General features: G+C 61.4%; 17 protein-coding genes. 8 read left to right on the forward strand and 9 right to left on the reverse strand.

What is annotated here, in order from left to right:
- Positions 1–10: 10 nt before the first annotated feature.
- The 3 genes from ACFSM5_RS13370 to ACFSM5_RS13380 all read right to left on the reverse strand — a co-directional run bounded on the left by ACFSM5_RS13370 (position 11) and on the right by ACFSM5_RS13380 (position 3567).
- On the reverse strand, positions 11–487 hold the full coding sequence (locus tag ACFSM5_RS13370) for a hypothetical protein (RefSeq protein WP_379876930.1): 477 nt from the start codon (positions 485–487) through the stop codon (positions 11–13).
- A 398-nt stretch (positions 488–885) separates the two neighbouring features.
- On the reverse strand, positions 886–1650 hold the full coding sequence (locus tag ACFSM5_RS13375; RefSeq protein ID WP_379876931.1) for an SDR family NAD(P)-dependent oxidoreductase: 765 nt from the start codon (positions 1648–1650) through the stop codon (positions 886–888).
- A gap of 18 nt (positions 1651–1668) precedes the next feature.
- Positions 1669–3567 carry a propionyl-CoA synthetase gene (locus ACFSM5_RS13380; RefSeq protein WP_379876932.1) on the reverse strand — a complete coding sequence of 633 codons (1899 nt, stop codon included), beginning with the start codon at positions 3565–3567 and terminating at the stop codon, positions 1669–1671.
- A gap of 188 nt (positions 3568–3755) precedes the next feature.
- On the opposite strand from ACFSM5_RS13380, the gene ACFSM5_RS13385 reads away from it, so the two are divergent.
- Positions 3756–4484, forward strand: coding sequence for a substrate-binding periplasmic protein (locus tag ACFSM5_RS13385; RefSeq protein WP_379876933.1), 729 nt, complete (start codon positions 3756–3758; stop codon positions 4482–4484).
- Here the strand turns inward: ACFSM5_RS13385 and ACFSM5_RS13390 are convergent.
- Entirely contained in the window at positions 4481–5839 is a 1359-nt protein-coding gene (locus ACFSM5_RS13390) for a leucyl aminopeptidase family protein (RefSeq protein ID WP_379876934.1), read from the reverse strand. The genes ACFSM5_RS13385 and ACFSM5_RS13390 overlap by 4 nt on opposite strands.
- A gap of 180 nt (positions 5840–6019) precedes the next feature.
- Between ACFSM5_RS13390 and ACFSM5_RS13395 the strand changes: the two genes are divergently transcribed.
- Complete coding sequence (locus ACFSM5_RS13395) at positions 6020–6667, forward strand: glutathione S-transferase family protein (RefSeq protein ID WP_379876935.1); 648 nt, start codon at positions 6020–6022, stop codon at positions 6665–6667.
- A gap of 10 nt (positions 6668–6677) precedes the next feature.
- On the opposite strand, the gene ACFSM5_RS13400 is transcribed toward ACFSM5_RS13395, so the two are convergent.
- Positions 6678–7694, reverse strand: coding sequence for a TAXI family TRAP transporter solute-binding subunit (locus ACFSM5_RS13400; protein WP_379876936.1), 1017 nt, complete (start codon positions 7692–7694; stop codon positions 6678–6680).
- A gap of 291 nt (positions 7695–7985) precedes the next feature.
- Here ACFSM5_RS13400 and irrA point away from each other — a divergent pair, with 291 nt between their 5' ends.
- The 4 genes from irrA (at position 7986) to leuA (ending at position 12949) form a co-directional block, all read left to right on the forward strand.
- Entirely contained in the window at positions 7986–8423 is a 438-nt protein-coding gene (gene irrA, locus ACFSM5_RS13405) for an iron response transcriptional regulator IrrA (RefSeq protein WP_379876937.1), read from the forward strand.
- A gap of 111 nt (positions 8424–8534) precedes the next feature.
- The gene (locus tag ACFSM5_RS13410; protein WP_379876938.1) at positions 8535–8954 is read left to right on the forward strand and encodes a rubrerythrin family protein; all 420 of its coding nucleotides are present in this window, start codon (positions 8535–8537) and stop codon (positions 8952–8954) included.
- A 240-nt stretch (positions 8955–9194) separates the two neighbouring features.
- The gene (locus tag ACFSM5_RS13415) at positions 9195–10946 is read left to right on the forward strand and encodes a putative bifunctional diguanylate cyclase/phosphodiesterase (RefSeq protein WP_379876939.1); all 1752 of its coding nucleotides are present in this window, start codon (positions 9195–9197) and stop codon (positions 10944–10946) included.
- 323 nt (positions 10947–11269) lie between these two features.
- A complete protein-coding gene (leuA, locus tag ACFSM5_RS13420; RefSeq protein WP_379876940.1) occupies positions 11270–12949 on the forward strand; it encodes a 2-isopropylmalate synthase in 1680 nt (559 codons plus the stop codon).
- A 59-nt stretch (positions 12950–13008) separates the two neighbouring features.
- Here the strand turns inward: leuA and ACFSM5_RS13425 are convergent, their stop codons facing one another.
- Positions 13009–13749, reverse strand: a complete 741-nt coding sequence (locus tag ACFSM5_RS13425; protein WP_379876941.1) for a DUF3750 domain-containing protein — start codon at positions 13747–13749, stop codon at positions 13009–13011.
- Positions 13750–13905: 156 nt separating this feature from the next.
- Here ACFSM5_RS13425 and ACFSM5_RS13430 point away from each other — a divergent pair, with 156 nt between their 5' ends.
- Entirely contained in the window at positions 13906–14448 is a 543-nt protein-coding gene (locus tag ACFSM5_RS13430; RefSeq protein WP_379876942.1) for a sigma-70 family RNA polymerase sigma factor, read from the forward strand.
- On the opposite strand, the gene ACFSM5_RS13435 is transcribed toward ACFSM5_RS13430, so the two are convergent.
- Positions 14432–14590, reverse strand: a complete 159-nt coding sequence (locus ACFSM5_RS13435; protein ID WP_379876943.1) for a YqaE/Pmp3 family membrane protein — start codon at positions 14588–14590, stop codon at positions 14432–14434. The genes ACFSM5_RS13430 and ACFSM5_RS13435 overlap by 17 nt on opposite strands.
- 151 nt (positions 14591–14741) lie before the next feature.
- Between ACFSM5_RS13435 and ACFSM5_RS13440 the strand changes: the two genes are divergently transcribed.
- Positions 14742–15158 (forward strand): PRC-barrel domain-containing protein, encoded by a 417-nt coding sequence (locus tag ACFSM5_RS13440; protein WP_379876944.1) that lies wholly within the window; start codon positions 14742–14744, stop codon positions 15156–15158.
- 99 nt (positions 15159–15257) lie between these two features.
- On the opposite strand, the gene ACFSM5_RS13445 is transcribed toward ACFSM5_RS13440, so the two are convergent.
- Positions 15258–16145 (reverse strand): dienelactone hydrolase family protein, encoded by an 888-nt coding sequence (locus tag ACFSM5_RS13445; RefSeq protein WP_379876945.1) that lies wholly within the window; start codon positions 16143–16145, stop codon positions 15258–15260.
- Positions 16142–17173: an isopenicillin N synthase family dioxygenase gene (locus ACFSM5_RS13450; protein WP_379876946.1), complete on the reverse strand. Its 1032-nt coding sequence runs from the start codon at positions 17171–17173 to the stop codon at positions 16142–16144. Before ACFSM5_RS13450 ends, ACFSM5_RS13445 begins: the two co-directional genes overlap by 4 nt.
- Between the last annotated feature and the right edge of the window lie 19 nt (positions 17174–17192).

Here is a 17192-nt window from a genome sequence, read left to right on the forward strand (position 1 = left end):
ACGATACTGCCTAGTCCACGCCACCGGCAGCGAGATTATTCTCAACCCCAGCGAGGATTGCACCGGCAAGGTCTCTCAATTTTGCTGGCAGGCGCATATGCACCATCAGCAAATCCATATCTTGATCGGGAAGGATGATCGCGACGCCCTGGATAGGGTCGGCATTCATCTGCAACGGGCTTGCACCAGTTGTCCCCATGCCCTGGACGTTAGGAGGGGTTATAAATTCAACCACCGTCTCGCTTCGCCTGATGGTCTTATCTTTTGGAAAAGGCGCCGAAGGAAAATCCTCCTTTGGATAGATCCCTTCATCGATGACCTCCTCGACGTAACCTTCCGCCAGCGGAAAATACCTCGCGGCAATCTTTGCAATCTCGAACCGGCTAGGCGCTCCAAAGGACCGGCGCACTTGGATTGCAGCCCCTGTGATTGGCTTATCTGTGGTCCAATCGGCAGGCAAGGCTTCCGGAGTGACGACAACCCTCACACCCGTTATTCCGTGAACACCCCTACAAAACCATCCGACCGGGGCCAACACACCGATTTCTGTCGACCCGTAGTAAGCCAAGCGACCCGCGATATTTCCGGATACGTGGGGCAGATCCGTCGCCCGGATCGGGGGCGCCAGAGTCTCCCGCCCATCTGACTCACACCCGACAAACGGCACCTTCGACTGCGCGAAAGCCGGGGATGCGAGCAGGCAAAGGGCAAGGGCTATGGACAGGTGTCTCATTCGATCATCCCAAAAAACTCGTCACCCCGGACTTGGATCCAAAGTCTCGCGTAGCCGGATCAAGTCGAAACACCTCTACGGAGCCCGGCCACACAAGATCCCGCATCAAGTGCGGGATGACAGTGCTTTTTTGAGGCGACTTAGGTTGCTGCCTACTCCGAAACCGGCACCGTATAGTTCAGCGCCATCCGGCCACCATCGGCATAGATGATCTGACCGGTGACATAGCTCGATGCCGCTGCTGCCAGGAACACCGCGATGGAGGCGATTTCCTCCACCTCGCCGCAGCGGCCCAGCGGGGTGCGGCCCAGGATGCGCTGGCGCACTTCTTCGGAATCCATCACCACCTTCAGCAGGTCGGTCATGATCGAGCCGGGGCCGATGGCATTCACGCGGATATTATGGGGGGCCAGGGCCAGCGCCATATTGCGGGTCAGCTGGTTGATCGCGCCTTTGGAGACATTGTAGGGCGTCTGATTGGGGATCGCCATGAGGCCGTTGACCGAGCTCATGTTGATGATATTGCCGCCCTCACCCTGTTTCACCATCTGGCGGGCGGCGGCCTGCCCCATCAGGAACGAACCCTTGGTGTTCACCCGCAGCACCCGGTCGAAATCCTCTTCCTTGAGGTCGAGGAAGTCGGCGGTATGGATGATGGCGGCATTATTCACAAGGATATCGACCCGACCAAAGGCTTCGACCGCCGCTTCCACAAGGGCAGTACAATCGGCAGCAGCGCCGACATCGGCCTTCACGAACAGGGCGTTTTCGCCAAGCGCGGCGGCGGTATCGGCCCCCTTGGGATCGATATCGGCCAGTACGACCTGCGCACCTTCCTTCAGGAAAGCTTCGGCGATGGCGCGACCGATACCCTGCGCGGCCCCCGTGACGATGGCGACGTTACCCTGCAACTGCATGTCTTCTTCTCTCCGGCTTTAAGTCCGGTTGGCATAACCGATCATGCGCAGGCTGTCAGTGATTTCCTCCAGGATCGCCGGATCGTCGATGGTGGCGGGCATCTTCCAGTCCTGCGCATCCGCGATCTTCTGCATGGTGCCGCGCAGGATCTTGCCCGACCGCGTCTTGGGCAGGCGCTTCACCACGATGGCCGTCTTGAAGGCCGCAACCGGGCCGATCTTCTCGCGGATCAGCGCCACCGCTTCCCTGGCAATCTCCGCCGGATCGCGCGACACCCCGGCCTTCAGCACCATCAACCCCAGGGGCACCTGCCCCTTGATAGTATCGGCAACCCCCATGACCGCGCATTCGGCGACATCGGGATGGCCCGCCAGCACCTCCTCCATCTGTCCTGTCGACAGGCGATGACCGGCGACATTGATCAGATCGTCGGTGCGGCTCATCACGAAGACATAGCCATCTTCGTCGATAAACCCGGCGTCACCCGTCTTGTAGTAACCGGGATAGTCGGCAAGGTAGGAGCGCTGATAGCCCTCGTCGTTCTGCCAGAGGGTCGGCAAGGCGCCGGGCGGCAGCGGCAGCTTGATCACCAGCGCGCCGATCTCGCCCGGTTTGGCGGGTTGCCGGTTCTCGTCCAGCACCTGCACATCCCAGCCCGGCACCGCCGTGGTCGGCGATCCCGGCTTGACGGGCAGCGGATCGAGGCCGACGCAGTTGGCACAGATCGGCCAGCCGGTTTCGGTCTGCCACCAATGGTCGACCACCGGCACCTTCAGCAGCTTTTCCGCCCAATGGAGCGTATCGGGGTCGCAGCGCTCTCCCGCCAGGAACAGCGTCTTGAAGTGGGAAAGATCGTAGTTCTTTAGCAGCGATCCTGTCGGATCTTCCTTCTTGATCGCACGGAAGGCGGTCGGCGCGGTGAAGAGGGCTTTCACCTTATGCTGCTGGATCGCCCGCCAGAAAGCCCCCGCATCGGGTGTCCCCACCGGCTTGCCCTCGTAGAGGACCGAGGTGCAACCCGCCAGCAGCGGGGCATAGACGATATAGGAATGGCCCACGACCCAGCCGACGTCGGAGGCGGTGAACATCACCTCCCCCGCCTCAATGCCATAGATGTTCTTCATGCTCCAGACCAGCGCGACCATATAGCCGCCCGCATCGCGCACCACGCCCTTGGGGATGCCGGTGGTGCCGGAGGTATAGAGGATATAGAGCGGGTCGGTCGCCTTGACCGGCACGCAAGCAGCTGGCGAAGCGCCAGCAACCAGCTTTGCCCAGTCGTGATCTTTTGGTCCGAGGTCGGCCAAGGCTTCGGGGCGCTGGAGGATCAGGCAGGCATCGGGCTTGTGGGTCGCCATCGCCAGCGCGGCATCGAGCAATGGCTTGTAGGGGACAATCCGTCCCGGCTCCAACCCGCAGGAGGCGGCCAGGATGACCTTGGGTTTGGCAGCCTCGATCCGCGTCTTCAGCTCGGTCGCGGCGAACCCGCCAAAGACGACAGAGTGCACTGCACCCAAACGCGCGCAGGCCAGCATCGCCATCGCCGCTTCGGCTACCATCGGCATATAGATCAGCACCCGGTCGCCCTTTTCGACCCCCAGCTGCGCGAGGGCTCCGGCAAGTCGGGCAACCGCATCGGTCAGTTCGGCATAGGTGTAGCTGCGGACCTTGCCGGTCATGGCGCTATCGTAGATCAGGGCCGCCTGATCGCCCCGACCCGCCGCCACATGGCGGTCGAGGGCATTGTGGCAGACATTGGTTTCGGCACCCACAAACCAGCGGTAGAAGGGCGGATTGCTTGTATCGAGGATTTCCTCAGCGGGCTTGAACCAGTCGATGGCGCGCGCCGCTTCCCCCCAATAGCCCTTCGGATCGCTCAAGGCACGCTCACGCGCTCCCGCCAGACGCTCGGCCATATCTCTCTCCCTTGGTATGGGCTCTAACGGCCCTTTGAAAGGAGTGTGCGGGATTTGGTGATGCAAAAAAACCCCATGCGGCAGCTGGTCGCGCGCCATGTCGTTTTTGCAGGTGCGAAATAAAACGTTTTTCTGTAAAGAAAGCGTAAATTTTGAAACCTTCAGCCTGACCGAACAATCAAGCCGCAATGACCATGTTTGGAAAATTCCTGCGCATCGCCATTCTGGCGCCGGTTTTCTTGATCGGCTCCGGCAGCTCGACCCAGGCCCTACAGTTTTTGACTGAAGAGTTTCCGCCCTATAATTACACGAAGAACGGCATAGTCATTGGATCAGCCACTGCGGTGGTCCGTGCCCTGGCCGCTAGTCTGGGCGAGACTGTATCGATTGAGGTGCTGCCCTGGCACCGCGCACTGGAGGAAACCGCCGCAGGTCCGGACACGATGTTATTTGTCGGCGCCCGGACGGCGGACCGCGAACATCGCTTCAAATGGATCGGCCCGATCCTGAAGACCAAGCTGGTCCTGCTGGGCCGCAAGGGGCCCGAGGCGTCCTGGTCGGAAATCCTGGATCACGCCAATATTTTGGTGCAGGCCAAGGGTCCCTGCCACGAGCTGCTGACAGGCCTGCAGGCCCACAATCTCGAAACCGCGATGGACGAACTGACGAACGCCCGCAAGTTCGTCGGTGGGCGCTCCCCGCTCTGGTGCAGCAGCCCGGATGTCCTGAGTGCCATGCTGGCACGTACCGGCAATCGCTTCGATGCGTTCGAGGTCAAGCATGTCGTCGGGTCGATCGACGGCTATATTCTCGCCTCGCCCGATATTCCCGATGCGGAGATCCAGCGTTGGCAGGATGCCTTGGATAAGATGGCCGCCAACGGAACGCTGGCGACCATCTCTAATATAGGGCGTTAGGCGACTTCGCCTTCGATCATTGCGAGCAGCGCACGCACCACCATCACCTCGCCGCCTTCCGGGCGGCCAGGACGGGTGCGGGCATTCCAGCCATACATGTCGATATGCGCCCAACGGGTCGTGGGCTCGACAAATTCGGCCAGATAGATCGCCGCGTTGATCGCACCGCCGAAGGCACCTTCACCGGTCGAGGATAGATCCGCGACCTTGCTGTCCATCTGGCGGCGATAACCGGGCCAGAGCGGCAGACGCCATAGCGGGTCGGCAACCTTGGTCCCGGCGGCCAGGATCTTTTCCGCCAGATCGTCATGGCGGGTGAAGAGAGCCGGCAGCTCAGTTCCCAGGGCGACGCGGGCAGCGCCGGTCAGGGTCGCACAATTGATCATCAGATCGGGCTTTTCCGAATCGCCCTCGGCCAAAGCGTCGCACAGGATCAGGCGGCCTTCGGCATCGGTATTGCCAACCTCGACCGTCAGGCCTTTGCGGGTCTGCAGCACGTCCCAGGGACGGAAGGCATTACCGGAGATCGCATTCTCGACCGCAGGAACCAGAACACGCAGGCGCACCGGCAGGCCCAGGGCCATGATGATCTGACCGAGCGTCAGGACGGCGGCCCCACCCCCCATGTCCTTCTTCATGTTGATCATGCCGGAGGCCGGCTTGATATCCAGACCGCCGCTATCGAAGCAGACGCCCTTGCCGACCAGCGTGATCTTCTTGTGGTCGGGATTGCCCCAGCGGATATCGATCAGGCGCGGCGCATTGGCAGCAGCCCGGCCCACGGCATGGACGGCGGGATAGCCACGGTCCAGCAACTCGTCGCCGACGATCACCGAAAACTCGGCGCCGAATCGGGCAGCGATGCCGCGGGCGACTTCCGCCAGTTCCTTCGGACCCAGATCGCCCGCCGGGGTGTTGATGAGGTCCCGACCCTGGTGGATCGCCTCGGCAATCGCGGTGACACGCTTCTGATCGGCCTTGGCAGGCCAGAGCAGACGGGCGGCTTCTTTCTTGCGCTTCTTGTAACGGGTGAAGCCATAGGCACCCAGTGCCCAGGACAGCGCATAGGCGGATGCGGCATCGCTATCCGGTTCGACCGCCAGGCGATAGTCACCGGCAGGCAGGGCATCGGGCAGACCGCCAAGGGCAAAGACCAGCGCCTCGCTGGTGTCGCCTTCCGCAACCCCGGCCAGGAAGCCACCACCGGGCAAGGCCAGGACCGTACCGGCATCGCCGGTGAAGCCCGCCAGATCGGCATGGGCTTTCCAAGCCGGATCAAGGGAAGAAAGGCCGGATTTGGTGACGAGATGCAGCTGGGCAGCCTTATCGGCGGCCGTCAGAAGCGCAAGTTCCATGATGCTGTCAAACCTGTTTGCTGACCGATGAACAAGACACGCCAGTTGCAGGCGCGGTCCAGAACCGTAGAATGGCGCAACCCGACCCGGTCGCCAAGACCGGCCGTATGCTTAAATGCCTCAAGCAGGGCTCTTCTGCCCTGATCAGCCAATCCTAACCTTGAAGGAGCGATCCACTCCGTGACCGCCCTAACGCTCTTCATCGGCAATAAAAATTATTCGTCCTGGTCGCTACGCCCCTGGCTGGCGCTGAAGGTCGCAGGCATCGCGTTCGAGGAAGTCCTCATTCCCCTGCGCGAACCGACGACCAAGCAGGACATCCTGCGCCACACCCCGTCGGGCAAGCTGCCCGGCCTGAAGATCGGCGACACCGCGATCTGGGACAGTCTGGCGATCTGCGAATGGGTGGCCGAGCAGGCGCCTGACGCCGGTCTGTGGCCGACCGACCCGCTGACGCGCGCCGTCGCCCGCTCGCTCGCGGCCGAGATGCATTCGGGTTTTGTCGCCCTGCGCCAGAATATGCCCATGGATGTGCGCGAGCGTTACGCTGGCCAGGGGCTGACCACCGAGGTCCAGGCCGATATCAACCGCATCACGGCCGCCTGGCGCGATGCCCGCGGCCGGTTCGGGGAAGCGGGTCCGTTCCTCTTCGGCAAATTCACGATCGCCGATGCGATGTTCGCTCCGGTCGCCTTCCGCTTCCAGACCTATCAGCCGGATCTACCCGACGACGCCCAGGCCTATGTTGCGGCCATGGTCGAACATCCGGCGATGAAGGAGTGGGCAGACGCCGCCAAGCGCGAGCCCTGGTTCTTCGAAAACAAATAGAGGCAACGCCTCAGTTCGCGATCAGGCCTTTTTCGCGATAGTAACGTTCAGCCCCTGGGTGCAGGGGCTGAACGATGGCCTGCAAGGCCGTTTCCGGCAGAATATCGGCATAGGGCAGCCCAGCCCCGGCCATCGCCTTCACCGTCTGGGGATGCCAGAGCGCACCGGTCAGGGCATAGACGAAATCATCCGACAGATCGGCCCGCACCACCAGTTGACGTGGCACCACCAGGACACTCGCTTCGCCGACGCCGGAATAGGTGCCGCCGGGGATCAGATGTAGGTCGCTTACGGATTTAAGATCGGGCGGAATATCCTGCTCCGTCATCGAAATCATCGAGAGCGGCAGGCTTTTCGCGCGTTCAGCCAACAACGGCGCCGGGGGCGTCAGCATCGCAAAAAATGCGTCGATCTCGCCTTCCGCCAGCGCCTCCAGCCCATAGCGGATCTGCATGACATCAGCCCGTTGGCCGGCGCCCAGCAGCTTGGCATGGCGAATGATCGACCGGGGAACCTGGGTTTCGATATCCGCACCGATGCCAATCGCGATCCGGCTGCGGCGCAGGTCGACGATGGAATCGATCTCCGCATCCTGTCGGACGAGGATGTGCATATCGCGGCTATGCAGGCTGGCGACAGTTCGTACGGACTTCGCCTGCGCGCCGGTCAGATAGAAGGCTGAGATCACGGCGGCTTCAGCCTGACCGCTCATGACCATGGAAAGAACTTCATTGGCACTTTCGGCCGCCAGCGCCACTGCGATCAGGCCTTGGACGCCACAACTGCCGCCCCGTTCACACGGGCGACCGCCAGGAGGACTGGAGAGAAGATTGCCGAGCATACCAGCGACGCCATAGGCCGCGCTGTCAAAGGGACCCGCGCAGATCCGAAAGAAATTCGGCATCGCCGACTGCGCCACTCCGGCCCGAGGAAGCCCTACTGCTCCCAAAGCACCACCCCCAGCCACCCCCCCGACCAGGGCCAGCATCTTGCGCCGGGAAATAGTAGAGGACCTGGCCGCGCTCACGCAGCAATACTCCATCTCGTCACCGAAGTTCAGACCAACAGGCCCGTTTTCGGATTATTGAAAAAACCTCAAACCACCGAACTCCCATTAACAATAGCGCTCAAGGAAAGCCCTTGCCAGCATTGAGAGCCATCGGCGCCCGATTTTCAGTCACAATAAAAGAGGAACTCCAGGCGTTTTTATGGCCGGATTTGTCATGACATGATAATTTGCAGTCATCCATTGCGTGCAGTTCATAACGGTTCTAATTGCGCATTGGTCGCAATAAGGTATTATGGCCCTATGGATCAGATGAACGAGACTACCGAAGAACTGCTCGAAGACGGCTTTGGCGCCGTGATGGATCGCCTCAAGAACGTTGGCCTGCGCCCCACGCGCCAGCGCCTGGCTCTGGGCGAGCTGCTGTTCAACGGTTGCGACCGCCATGTGACCGCCGAGCAATTGCACGGCGAAGCTCTTGGCGCGAACATCCGCGTCTCGCTGGCCACGGTCTATAACACGCTTCATCAGTTCACCGGTGTCGGCCTGCTGCGCGAAGTCGTGGTGGAGGCTGGACGGTCGTATTTCGACACCAATACCGCCGATCACCACCATTTCTTCGTCGAAGATGGCGGCCAGCTGATGGATATCGCCGGTCACGAGGTTGCGCTCGCGGGCCTGCCCACGCCGCCGGAAGGTGTCGAGATCGACCGTGTCGATATCATTATCCGCCTGAAGCGCACCCACTAAAAAAGTCAGATTTGCCAGCTATATCCATTAGACCCGGCGTGATAACGCATGGCGGGTCTAATGGTGTCTGGATTCACCGGGCATCATCCTCGCCGTCAAGGAGAGCGATGCATGAGCGATCTGAAGGGCTCTAAGACAGAAGCCAATCTCAAGGCAGCCTTCGCCAACGAAGCGCAAGCCAATCGTCGCTACGTCTATTTCGCCCAGAAGGCCGATATCGAAGGCTACAACGATGTCGCAGCCGTCTTCCGCTCCACCGCGGAAGGGGAAAGTGGCCACGCCAACGGACATCTGGAATTTCTCGAGGCCATCGGAGACCCGGCATCGGGCCTGCCGATCGGGACGACCGAAGAGAATCTGAAAGCCGCCATCGCGGGTGAAATTCGCGAATATTCCGAAATGTACCCGACCATGGCCAAGATCGCCCGGGATGAGGGATTCACTGAAATCGCCGACTGGTTCGAGACTCTCGCCAAGGCCGAGAAATCCCACGCCGGTCGCTTTCAGAAAGCCCTGGAAACTATGTCCTGACCCATACCGCCGCCACTTAACAAGCAGATATGTGCAATTTTAAATAAATTTGCAGCGACTGCGGCGATGCACAACAATAGAACTCTGTATGACAACCTTTAGACTAATAATACAAAACAGTTAGCCGCCTTATTTTCACTGAGATTAAAAAGCAAGAAAAAAAGATTTAGCTGCGCCGCAGCAAAATATAATCGCGTTAACGAGTGGGTCACTTATTCATGATCAAATGAGGATATGGCAGTGACCGAGTTCAAGCGCCCCCTGGGCCAGTCATCCTCCGAACCGCAGCATACGTTGCGGGAGGTGATTTCAGTTGTGCTCGATTCGCTCACCGATGCGGTTCTGCTGGTCAACGATCAGGGCGTCATCGAAGCCGCCAATCAATCCGCCGACAAGACTCTCTCCGGTGGCGATGGGCAGCTGAAGGGCAAGCGCATCAATCCCTATCTGGGCGGGTTGTGCGCCATCGATGCCATCGATCCCCTGCGATCGCTGATGTCGATCCTGCCGGAGAGCACCATCGGCACCGGCCGTGCCACAGCGCTGGCCCGGGGCGACGGCTTTGCTTTCCCGGCCGAATTATCTGTCGGCGAAATTCTGGACAATGGTCAGGCCCTGTATCTGCTGACCATCCGCGATATCACCGACCGCCGACGGATCGAGAATCGGCTGGAGCGCATGGCGCTCTACGACACGCTGACGGGCTTGCCCAATCGCCTGAAGATGCAGACCCACCTGGAGCTGAGCATCCAGGAGGCCAAGGCGGCCGGGAAGTCGGTCGTCGTTGCCGGGATCGACGTCGATAATTTCAAGAATGTGAATGATTTCTTCGGCCATCAGCTGGGCGACCGCCTGTTGCAGGCCGCCGCCGGACGTCTGCGGGCGGATCTGGAGCCCGGCGATATTCTGGGTCGCGTTGGCGGCGATGATTTTCTGATCTGTGTGCCGACGGAAAATGTCGAAGCCACCATGGAGCGCCTGCGCGCCCGCGTTCAGGAGGCCTTCGACCGCACGTTCATCATCGATGATTTCGAGCTGTACGCCACCGCCTCTGTCGGCTTCACCAGCTTCCCCGAGCATGGCAGCGACGTCAGCACCCTGCTGAAGAATGCCGAAGCTGCCACCTATTTTGCCAAAGAAGCGGGCCGCAATACCTACGCGATCTATTCGGCGCGCGTCACCGACCGCCGCAGCCATCGCGTCTCGTTGGAGACGGACCTGCGCCGCGGGTTGGAGCGCAACGAATTCCTCGTCCATTACCAGCCGCGCCTGGAAGCATCGACCGGCCGCCTGCGCGGCATGGAAGCGCTGATCCGCTGGGAGCATCCGGAAAGCGGTCTGGTGCCGCCGAGCCAGTTTATTCCGATTGCCGAGGAAAGCGGACTGATCGTCCCCATCGGCCTCTGGGTTCTGGAAGCCGCCTGCCGTCAGACGCGCCGCTGGCTCGACGCCGGGTTCGGCGATCTGAAGTTGGCCGTCAACCTGTCCGTCCGGCAGTTCAAGGACGCGGGTCTGGTGCAGAAGATCCAGAATGTGCTGATCCGCACCGGCCTGCCCGCCGATCATCTGGAGCTGGAGATCACCGAAAGCGGCCTGATGAACGATATCGAGCGCGGCATGGAAGTGCTGGCCGAGCTGAAAAACCTTGGCTGCACCATGGCCATCGACGATTTCGGCACCGGCTATTCCTCGCTCTCCTATCTGAAGCGTCTGCCCATCGACGTGCTGAAGATCGACCGCAGCTTCGTCATGGGATTACCGCAGGAGCGCTCCGATCTTTCTATCGTCAATGCCGTGGTCGGCATGGCGCGCAGCCTGGGACTCGTAACCGTGGCCGAGGGCGTCGAAAGCAACGATCAGCTGTCGACCCTGGTCAGTATCGGCTGCGACGAAGTGCAGGGGTATCTGCTGAGCCGTCCGCTCACGGTACCGGAGTTCCATAGCTATCTGACCGGCATGAAAGAGCGCGACCTGATTTCCGGCGCGCATTAAGGGCGCCGACGTCTTTTTTGCCGAGCTTCGTATCACGCCCTTTTTCGTTGACGGCGCAATCCGCGCCCGCCTATCGTTTGGCCCACGCGATTTGGCGCGCAACTTTAGCTAGGGACTGGCTGGTACATCACTGATGTCTTCGCTGACTGCCAGCACCCGTTTTGCGCTCCCCCTCCTTCTTAGCATTCGACTTATCAGCGGCTGCCGGGCCTAACGCACGTCTGCGGCCACCGGTAGCTGTATAAGCGCCGCCTCCCCCCCGATAAGTCGCCCCTAAAAGAAGCATCCTGCCGCACAGCGCGGAGGGTGAAGAGGACACTGCCATGACCACCAAAATCGATCCGACCGTTAAATATCGTGCCTTCCCGCGCATCGACCTGCCGGACCGCACCTGGCCGTCGAAGATCATCGACAAGGCGCCGATCTGGTGCTCGGTCGATCTGCGCGACGGCAACCAGGCGCTGATCGAGCCGATGGGGCCGGAGCGCAAGCGCCGCATGTTCGATACCCTGGTCAAGATGGGCTACAAGGAAATCGAGATCGGTTTCCCCGCCGCCAGCCAGACCGATTTCGATTTCTGCCGCGAGCTGATCGACCAGAATCTGATCCCCGACGACGTCACCATCCAGGTCTTGACCCAGAGCCGCGAACCGCTGATCCAGCGCACGTTCGAGGCGATTGCCGGTGCCCGCCGCGCCATCGTCCATCTCTATAACTCGACCTCGACCCTGCAGCGCCGAGTGGTGTTCAACCAGGATCGCGCGGGCATCATCGATATCGCCGTCACCGGCACCAAGATCGTCAAGGATCTGGTGAAGACCGTGCCGCAGACCGAGGTTGTCTTCCAATATTCCCCGGAAAGCTTTACCGGCACCGAGCTGGATTTCGCGGTCGAGATCTGCGACGCCGTGCTGGATGTCTGGCAGCCGACCCCGGAGAAAAAGGCGATCATCAATCTGCCTGCCACCGTCGAAATGGCGACCCCGAACATCTATGCCGACCAGATCGAATGGTATGGCCGCAACACCCGTTGGCGCGAGAGCACCGTCCTGTCGGTCCATCCGCATAATGACCGCGGCACCGGCGTTGCCGCCGCCGAACTGGCTGTGATGGCGGGCGCAGATCGTGTGGAAGGTACCTTGTTCGGCAATGGCGAGCGCACCGGCAACGTCGATCTGGTGACCCTGGGCGTCAATCTCTTCACGCAAGGCGTCGACCCGGAGATCGATTTCTCCGACATCAACGAACTGGTCCGGGTCGCTGAATATTGCAATCAGCTGCCCGTCCACCCGCGCCATCCTTACGCGGGCGATCTGGTTTTCACCGCCTTCTCCGGCTCGCATCAGGATGCGATCAAGAAGGGCTTCGATGCCTTGAAGGCCTCCAACTCCGGCCTGTGGGAAGTCCCCTATCTGCCCATCGATCCGTCGGACCTGGGCCGCTCGTACGAAGGCATCATCCGCGTCAATTCGCAGTCGGGTAAGGGCGGCATCGCCTATCTTCTCGAAAGCGACTATGGCGTGATCCTGCCGCGCCGCCTGCAGATCGAATTCAGCCAGGTCGTCCAGCGCGTCACCGACGCCACGGGCAAGGAACTGGGCTCGAAGAACATCTGGGACGTGCTGGAGGGCGAATATCTCAAGGCAACCTCGCCGGTCGAATTCGTCTCGCACACCACCCTGCCCGACACCCATGCCAGCGAGATGCGCAATCTCAAGGCCAAGGTGATCCGCGATGGCGTCGAGAAAATCCTGGAAGCCAGCGGCAATGGCCCCATCGATGCCTATTGCAACGCGCTGCAGGCTGAACTGGGCGTCACCGTCGACGTGCTCTCCTACTCCGAACAATCGACAGGTCGCGGCCATGACGCCAAGGCCATGGCCTATGTCGAGGTCAAGACCGCCGAAGGCTCGCTGCATGGTATCGGCACCGATACCAACATCGTGGCCGCCGCCCTTAAAGCCGTGACCAGCGCGGTCAACCGGCTGGTGAAGGCGTCGTAATCGTCTGAGTTCATGGCATCGCCGGGCGATTCTGTCCGGCGATGCCCAGGCTCCTGCTCCTATACCCCGATCCGGCCGATCCCCGGCAGCTTGATGCCGGGGTTACGGATATCGAGTCCGATCACACCGCCGAACAGGTTCAGTTCGATCCCCTCGACCCACCCCAGCGTAATTCCGACATATCCACCCAGCGTCGCATAGACGCCGGTGCGCGACCCCGTCAGCCCAACCCATTTTCCATTCGCCGGAAAATCCTTGCCGATAGCGACCGGCGGTAGAGTCGCCTGTATCTCCGGTACCGCCGCCATCACTGACGCCACGAAGGTATTGGAATTCGGCCCCGGCCAGACCTGATAATCCCCGGCATTGCGATAGGCATAACCGGCAATGGCGCGCTTGATCTGTGGGATCAGCCGCTCTGCCTCGGCCCCATCGGCAGCGAAGACCACCTCCGGGTCATGGCCGAACCAGCGCCCATCGGGGACATAGCCGTTGCGGCGGATCGGCTCGCCACCCCAGCCTACTTTGTCGAAGCGCTCATAGCTCGTGCCGCCCTTCTCCTTGACGACGATCCAACTATGAACCGCGAAGATCGACCGCCAGCGCACGGTCCGGGCGGCATAGATGCGCACGATGGCGTCGCTTTCCGGGGTGATCGCAGGCAGGAACCCCATGGAGGAGCGGTCGGCGCTGTACCAGTTGCCCTCGCTTTCCGCGTACCAATAGCGCGCGGCCTGTAGCCCCAAAGGCGCCGCCAACAACAGACCGATCAGGCAAAAACCCCACAAGACCACGCGCATCCCTGCAACTCCGCCGCAACAACCCTGGAACAGTGTGCCTGCAACTGTGACCAGACTGTGAGCAAAGGCACCAGAAGCCTGTTTCGTGTCTTACACGTCCTTATCTCTTGGGGAGCGGCACCTTATCCCGTGCCGTGGTTAGACCAGGAGTTTTCCATGGCGACCATGAAGCCGACCCGCGCCGATATCGAGGTGCGCCAGACCATCGTCGATCAGATGCCCCGCCTGCGGGCTATCGCCTATCGGCTGACCCGCAATCATGCCCAGGCCGAGGATGTTCTCCATAACGCCTTCGTGCTGGCAATGGCCCGATCCCACCAGTTCGCGCCCGGCACCAACTGCCGCGCCTGGGTGAGCCGCATCCTGGTCAACAGCTTCTATAATGACGTGCGCCGCTCCAAGCTGCATGGCGAGATCCTGTCGCAGATGCCCCAGGATCAGACAGCAGATGCCAATCAGATGGCCCATGTGGAATTCAACGAATGTCGCTCGGCCATCCGGGAATTGCCCGCCCCCCAGCGCCAGATGCTGCAGATGGCGATCCTGGAAGGCAACCGATACGAAAAGGTCGCCCAACGCAGCGGCATCGCCATCGGCACCGTGAAAAGCCGCCTGTTCCGCGCCCGCGCCAAGCTGCGCGATCTGCTCGCCGACCCACGCCGGAACATGCGCGCACCGCTGCTTAGCGGCGCGCGATAATCCAGACGGCGTGGATGATGCCCGGCAGATAGCCGAACAGCGTCAGCAGGATGTTCAGCCAGAAATGCCCACCAAAACCGACCTGGAGAAACACACCCAGCGGCGGCAAGAGAATAGCTGCGATAAGCCTGATGAGATCCATGTCAAACCGTCTCCCTATAAGATGACGCGGGAAGAACGCTCTAGCTTAACCTTATGTTCCCTAACAAAAATTTCATCCATCGACGCGGAACTCATGGGAAGGCTATAGCGTTGTCTCGGCACAGGCATGGTCAATACAGAGGAGATATTCCATGTATAAGAATCTGATGATTGCTGCCACCGGCGTCACCCTGATGTTGGCGCCTGCCCTGGCGACGGCCCAGACGGCTCCGGCCCCGTCGACCACTCCGGCTCCGGCAACCCCGGGCACCACCGTGACCCCGGCTCCGGCGCCCAGCATGTCGGCCCCGAGCGCAGCCACCCCGGCTGATCCGCTTGAAGGCAAGGACGTCGTCAATGCCGCCGGTGAAAAGATCGGTGAAGTCGAAAAGAGCTCGACGGCCACTCTGATCGTGTCGGTCGGCGGCTTCCTGGGCATCGGCGACCGTCAGGTCGAGGTTCCCCGTGATCGCGTGTCGATCAGCGGGACTGGCGACGACACCAAGGTCATGACCTCCATGACCGAGGACGAGCTGAAGGCTCTGCCGGAATACAAGAACCCGAGCTAAAGCTCGAACCCCCACGGCTTACTACCGTTCATTCCCGCCCATGGAACTTGGGGGCCGCAGTCCCGTACTGCGGCCCTTCTTTTTATGCCGACCTCGTCGCTACTTAAGGCGGGTTAGAAACTCGATCACCCGCTCCCGCATCACCTCGGTTTCCCGATGGCCGACGCCCTCTTCCCCATGGAAAACCAACGCTTGCGAGGTGCCGTAAGCATCGCCGGTTTCCCTCAAGGCCTTCTCCACCGCCCCGCGCGGTGTCAGCGGATCGTCGTAGCCGATGCAGATCAATTGCGGACGCGGCGCGACCAGCCCCGCGATAGCACCTGTAGAGGTCAAAGCCAGCAATCCCGGCACCGTCATATAATGCCCGTGGAGATCATGGGCGCCCGTCGCGACCAGACTAGCCAGATCGGTATAACAGCAAAGATGAGCGGCCGCCGCGATCCGCTCGTCCAGCGCTGCCAGCCAAAAAGCCTGGGTCGCCCCCATGGACAGGCCGAAGGTCGCAATGCGGGCCGCATCCACATCTGGCCGGGCGACCAGATAATCGACCCCGCCCGCCAGTTCCCGCAACATCAGCCCGAACAGCGTCTCGCCGCGCCATAGCAGCGCCTTCGACAACGGCCCCTCGGCCGGTTCCTGACGTGCACCGAAGGTCGGCATTTCGACGCAGAGGCTCACGAACCCCATTTCGGCCAACAACGGCCCATAGGGCGACAGCAGGCTTGGGCGCCCTTCCAGCAACTCGCGCAGACCGATGGCGTAACGGGCACCATGGGCGTGGCAATAAAGGACCGCGGGATGGGGGCCTGGTGTCGTCGGGCGCGTCAGGACCGCCGGGACAGGTTCACCTGTGCCGAGGTCCAGCAGCAGGTGTTCCACCGCCATCGCGCCGCGTGTCTCTTCACGCCGGGACAGGACTCGCGGCGCGGGCCGCTCGTCCGACCAGGATCGCAGCAGGGACTTCAGTGCCGCCCGCAGTTCACTCACAGCACTTCCTTCGACAGATCCGGGAAAACCTTGGAGACCTTGCCCAGCAGATAGTCGCCGTAGGTGCCGCTGAAACTATGGACGCTCGCCTTGTCCCAGCGCTCGCGCCGGTCCTGGTCAATCAGCGTCGCATCGATGCGCGAGGTCGGCAGCGGCAGGATGCGGGCATCGAAATCGGGATCGAAGAACAGCGGGAAGGAGAGACGGTCTTTGCCGCTGACATTCATGACCCGATGCGGGGTGGAGCGGTACCAGCCGCCCGTCATCCGATCCAGCATATCGCCGATATTGCAGACCAGCGTGCCGGGAATGGGCGGCGCCTCGATCCAGCCTGCCTTGCTTTTCACCTGCAGGCCGCCATTGTCGTCCTGGGCCAGCAGGGTCAGCAGGCCGTAGTCCGTATGCTCCCCAACGCCCCAGGCCTCCTGCCATTCCGGGCCCTGCGGCTTGCTTGCGGGATAGTGGAAAATGCGGAACAGCACCGTAGGATCGGCGGTATAGTTCGCCGCGAAATAGCTACCGTCGAGCCCCAGGCTCAGGGCGATACCCCGCATCAGGGCATGGCCAGCGCGGGTGGTTGCCGCCATATAGTCGCTGACGATCTGCCGCAGATCGCTCGGCGCCTCGGGCCAGAGGTTCGCGCCATGCAGCGGCACCCCTGCCTTTACACGCGGATGATCGGCAGCAAGCTCGGTGCCGAGGTACAGCCCTTCCTTGATGTCGGGACGGCCGGAGGTCAATTCACCGCCGACCGGGAAGAAGCCACGCCAGGCGGGACCGCCGCGCGTCATATCGATGCGCATCTTCTGTTCGTGCGGCAGGGCGAAGAACGCCCGGCTCACCCGGTCGAGATCTTTCAGCAGATCCGGCGCGATACCATGGCCCGCGATATAGAAAAAGCCGGTGTCGCGGCAGGCTGTTTCGATGGCACGGGCAACGGGCGCGCAGGTGGAATCCGTCTCACTGAACAACGGCGTGATATCGATAACCGGTAGTGTCTCCATCACCTTCCCTCGCGTTTTGCTCATCCTGCGCTCAAGGCTGGGG

Source organism: Lacibacterium aquatile, from assembly GCF_042683105.1.
Classification (GTDB): domain Bacteria; phylum Pseudomonadota; class Alphaproteobacteria; order Elsterales; family Elsteraceae; genus Lacibacterium; species Lacibacterium aquatile.

Excerpts from the sequence above, each read along its gene's own strand:
- ACFSM5_RS13425 (WP_379876941.1), bottom strand. The coding sequence starts at position 13,749 with ATGCGCGTGGTCTTGTGGGGTTTTTGCCTGATCGGTCTGTTGTTGGCG.
- ACFSM5_RS13440 (WP_379876944.1), top strand. The coding sequence starts at position 14,742 with ATGTATAAGAATCTGATGATTGCTGCCACCGGCGTCACCCTGATGTTG.
- leuA (WP_379876940.1), top strand. The coding sequence starts at position 11,270 with ATGACCACCAAAATCGATCCGACCGTTAAATATCGTGCCTTCCCGCGC.
- ACFSM5_RS13450 (WP_379876946.1), bottom strand. The coding sequence starts at position 17,173 with ATGAGCAAAACGCGAGGGAAGGTGATGGAGACACTACCGGTTATCGAT.
- irrA (WP_379876937.1), top strand. The coding sequence starts at position 7,986 with ATGAACGAGACTACCGAAGAACTGCTCGAAGACGGCTTTGGCGCCGTG.
- ACFSM5_RS13385 (WP_379876933.1), top strand. The coding sequence starts at position 3,756 with ATGACCATGTTTGGAAAATTCCTGCGCATCGCCATTCTGGCGCCGGTT.
- ACFSM5_RS13375 (WP_379876931.1), bottom strand. The coding sequence starts at position 1,650 with ATGCAGTTGCAGGGTAACGTCGCCATCGTCACGGGGGCCGCGCAGGGT.
- ACFSM5_RS13435 (WP_379876943.1), bottom strand. The coding sequence starts at position 14,590 with ATGGATCTCATCAGGCTTATCGCAGCTATTCTCTTGCCGCCGCTGGGT.
- ACFSM5_RS13430 (WP_379876942.1), top strand. The coding sequence starts at position 13,906 with ATGGCGACCATGAAGCCGACCCGCGCCGATATCGAGGTGCGCCAGACC.
- ACFSM5_RS13390 (WP_379876934.1), bottom strand. The coding sequence starts at position 5,839 with ATGGAACTTGCGCTTCTGACGGCCGCCGATAAGGCTGCCCAGCTGCAT.
- ACFSM5_RS13380 (WP_379876932.1), bottom strand. The coding sequence starts at position 3,567 with ATGGCCGAGCGTCTGGCGGGAGCGCGTGAGCGTGCCTTGAGCGATCCG.
- ACFSM5_RS13410 (WP_379876938.1), top strand. The coding sequence starts at position 8,535 with ATGAGCGATCTGAAGGGCTCTAAGACAGAAGCCAATCTCAAGGCAGCC.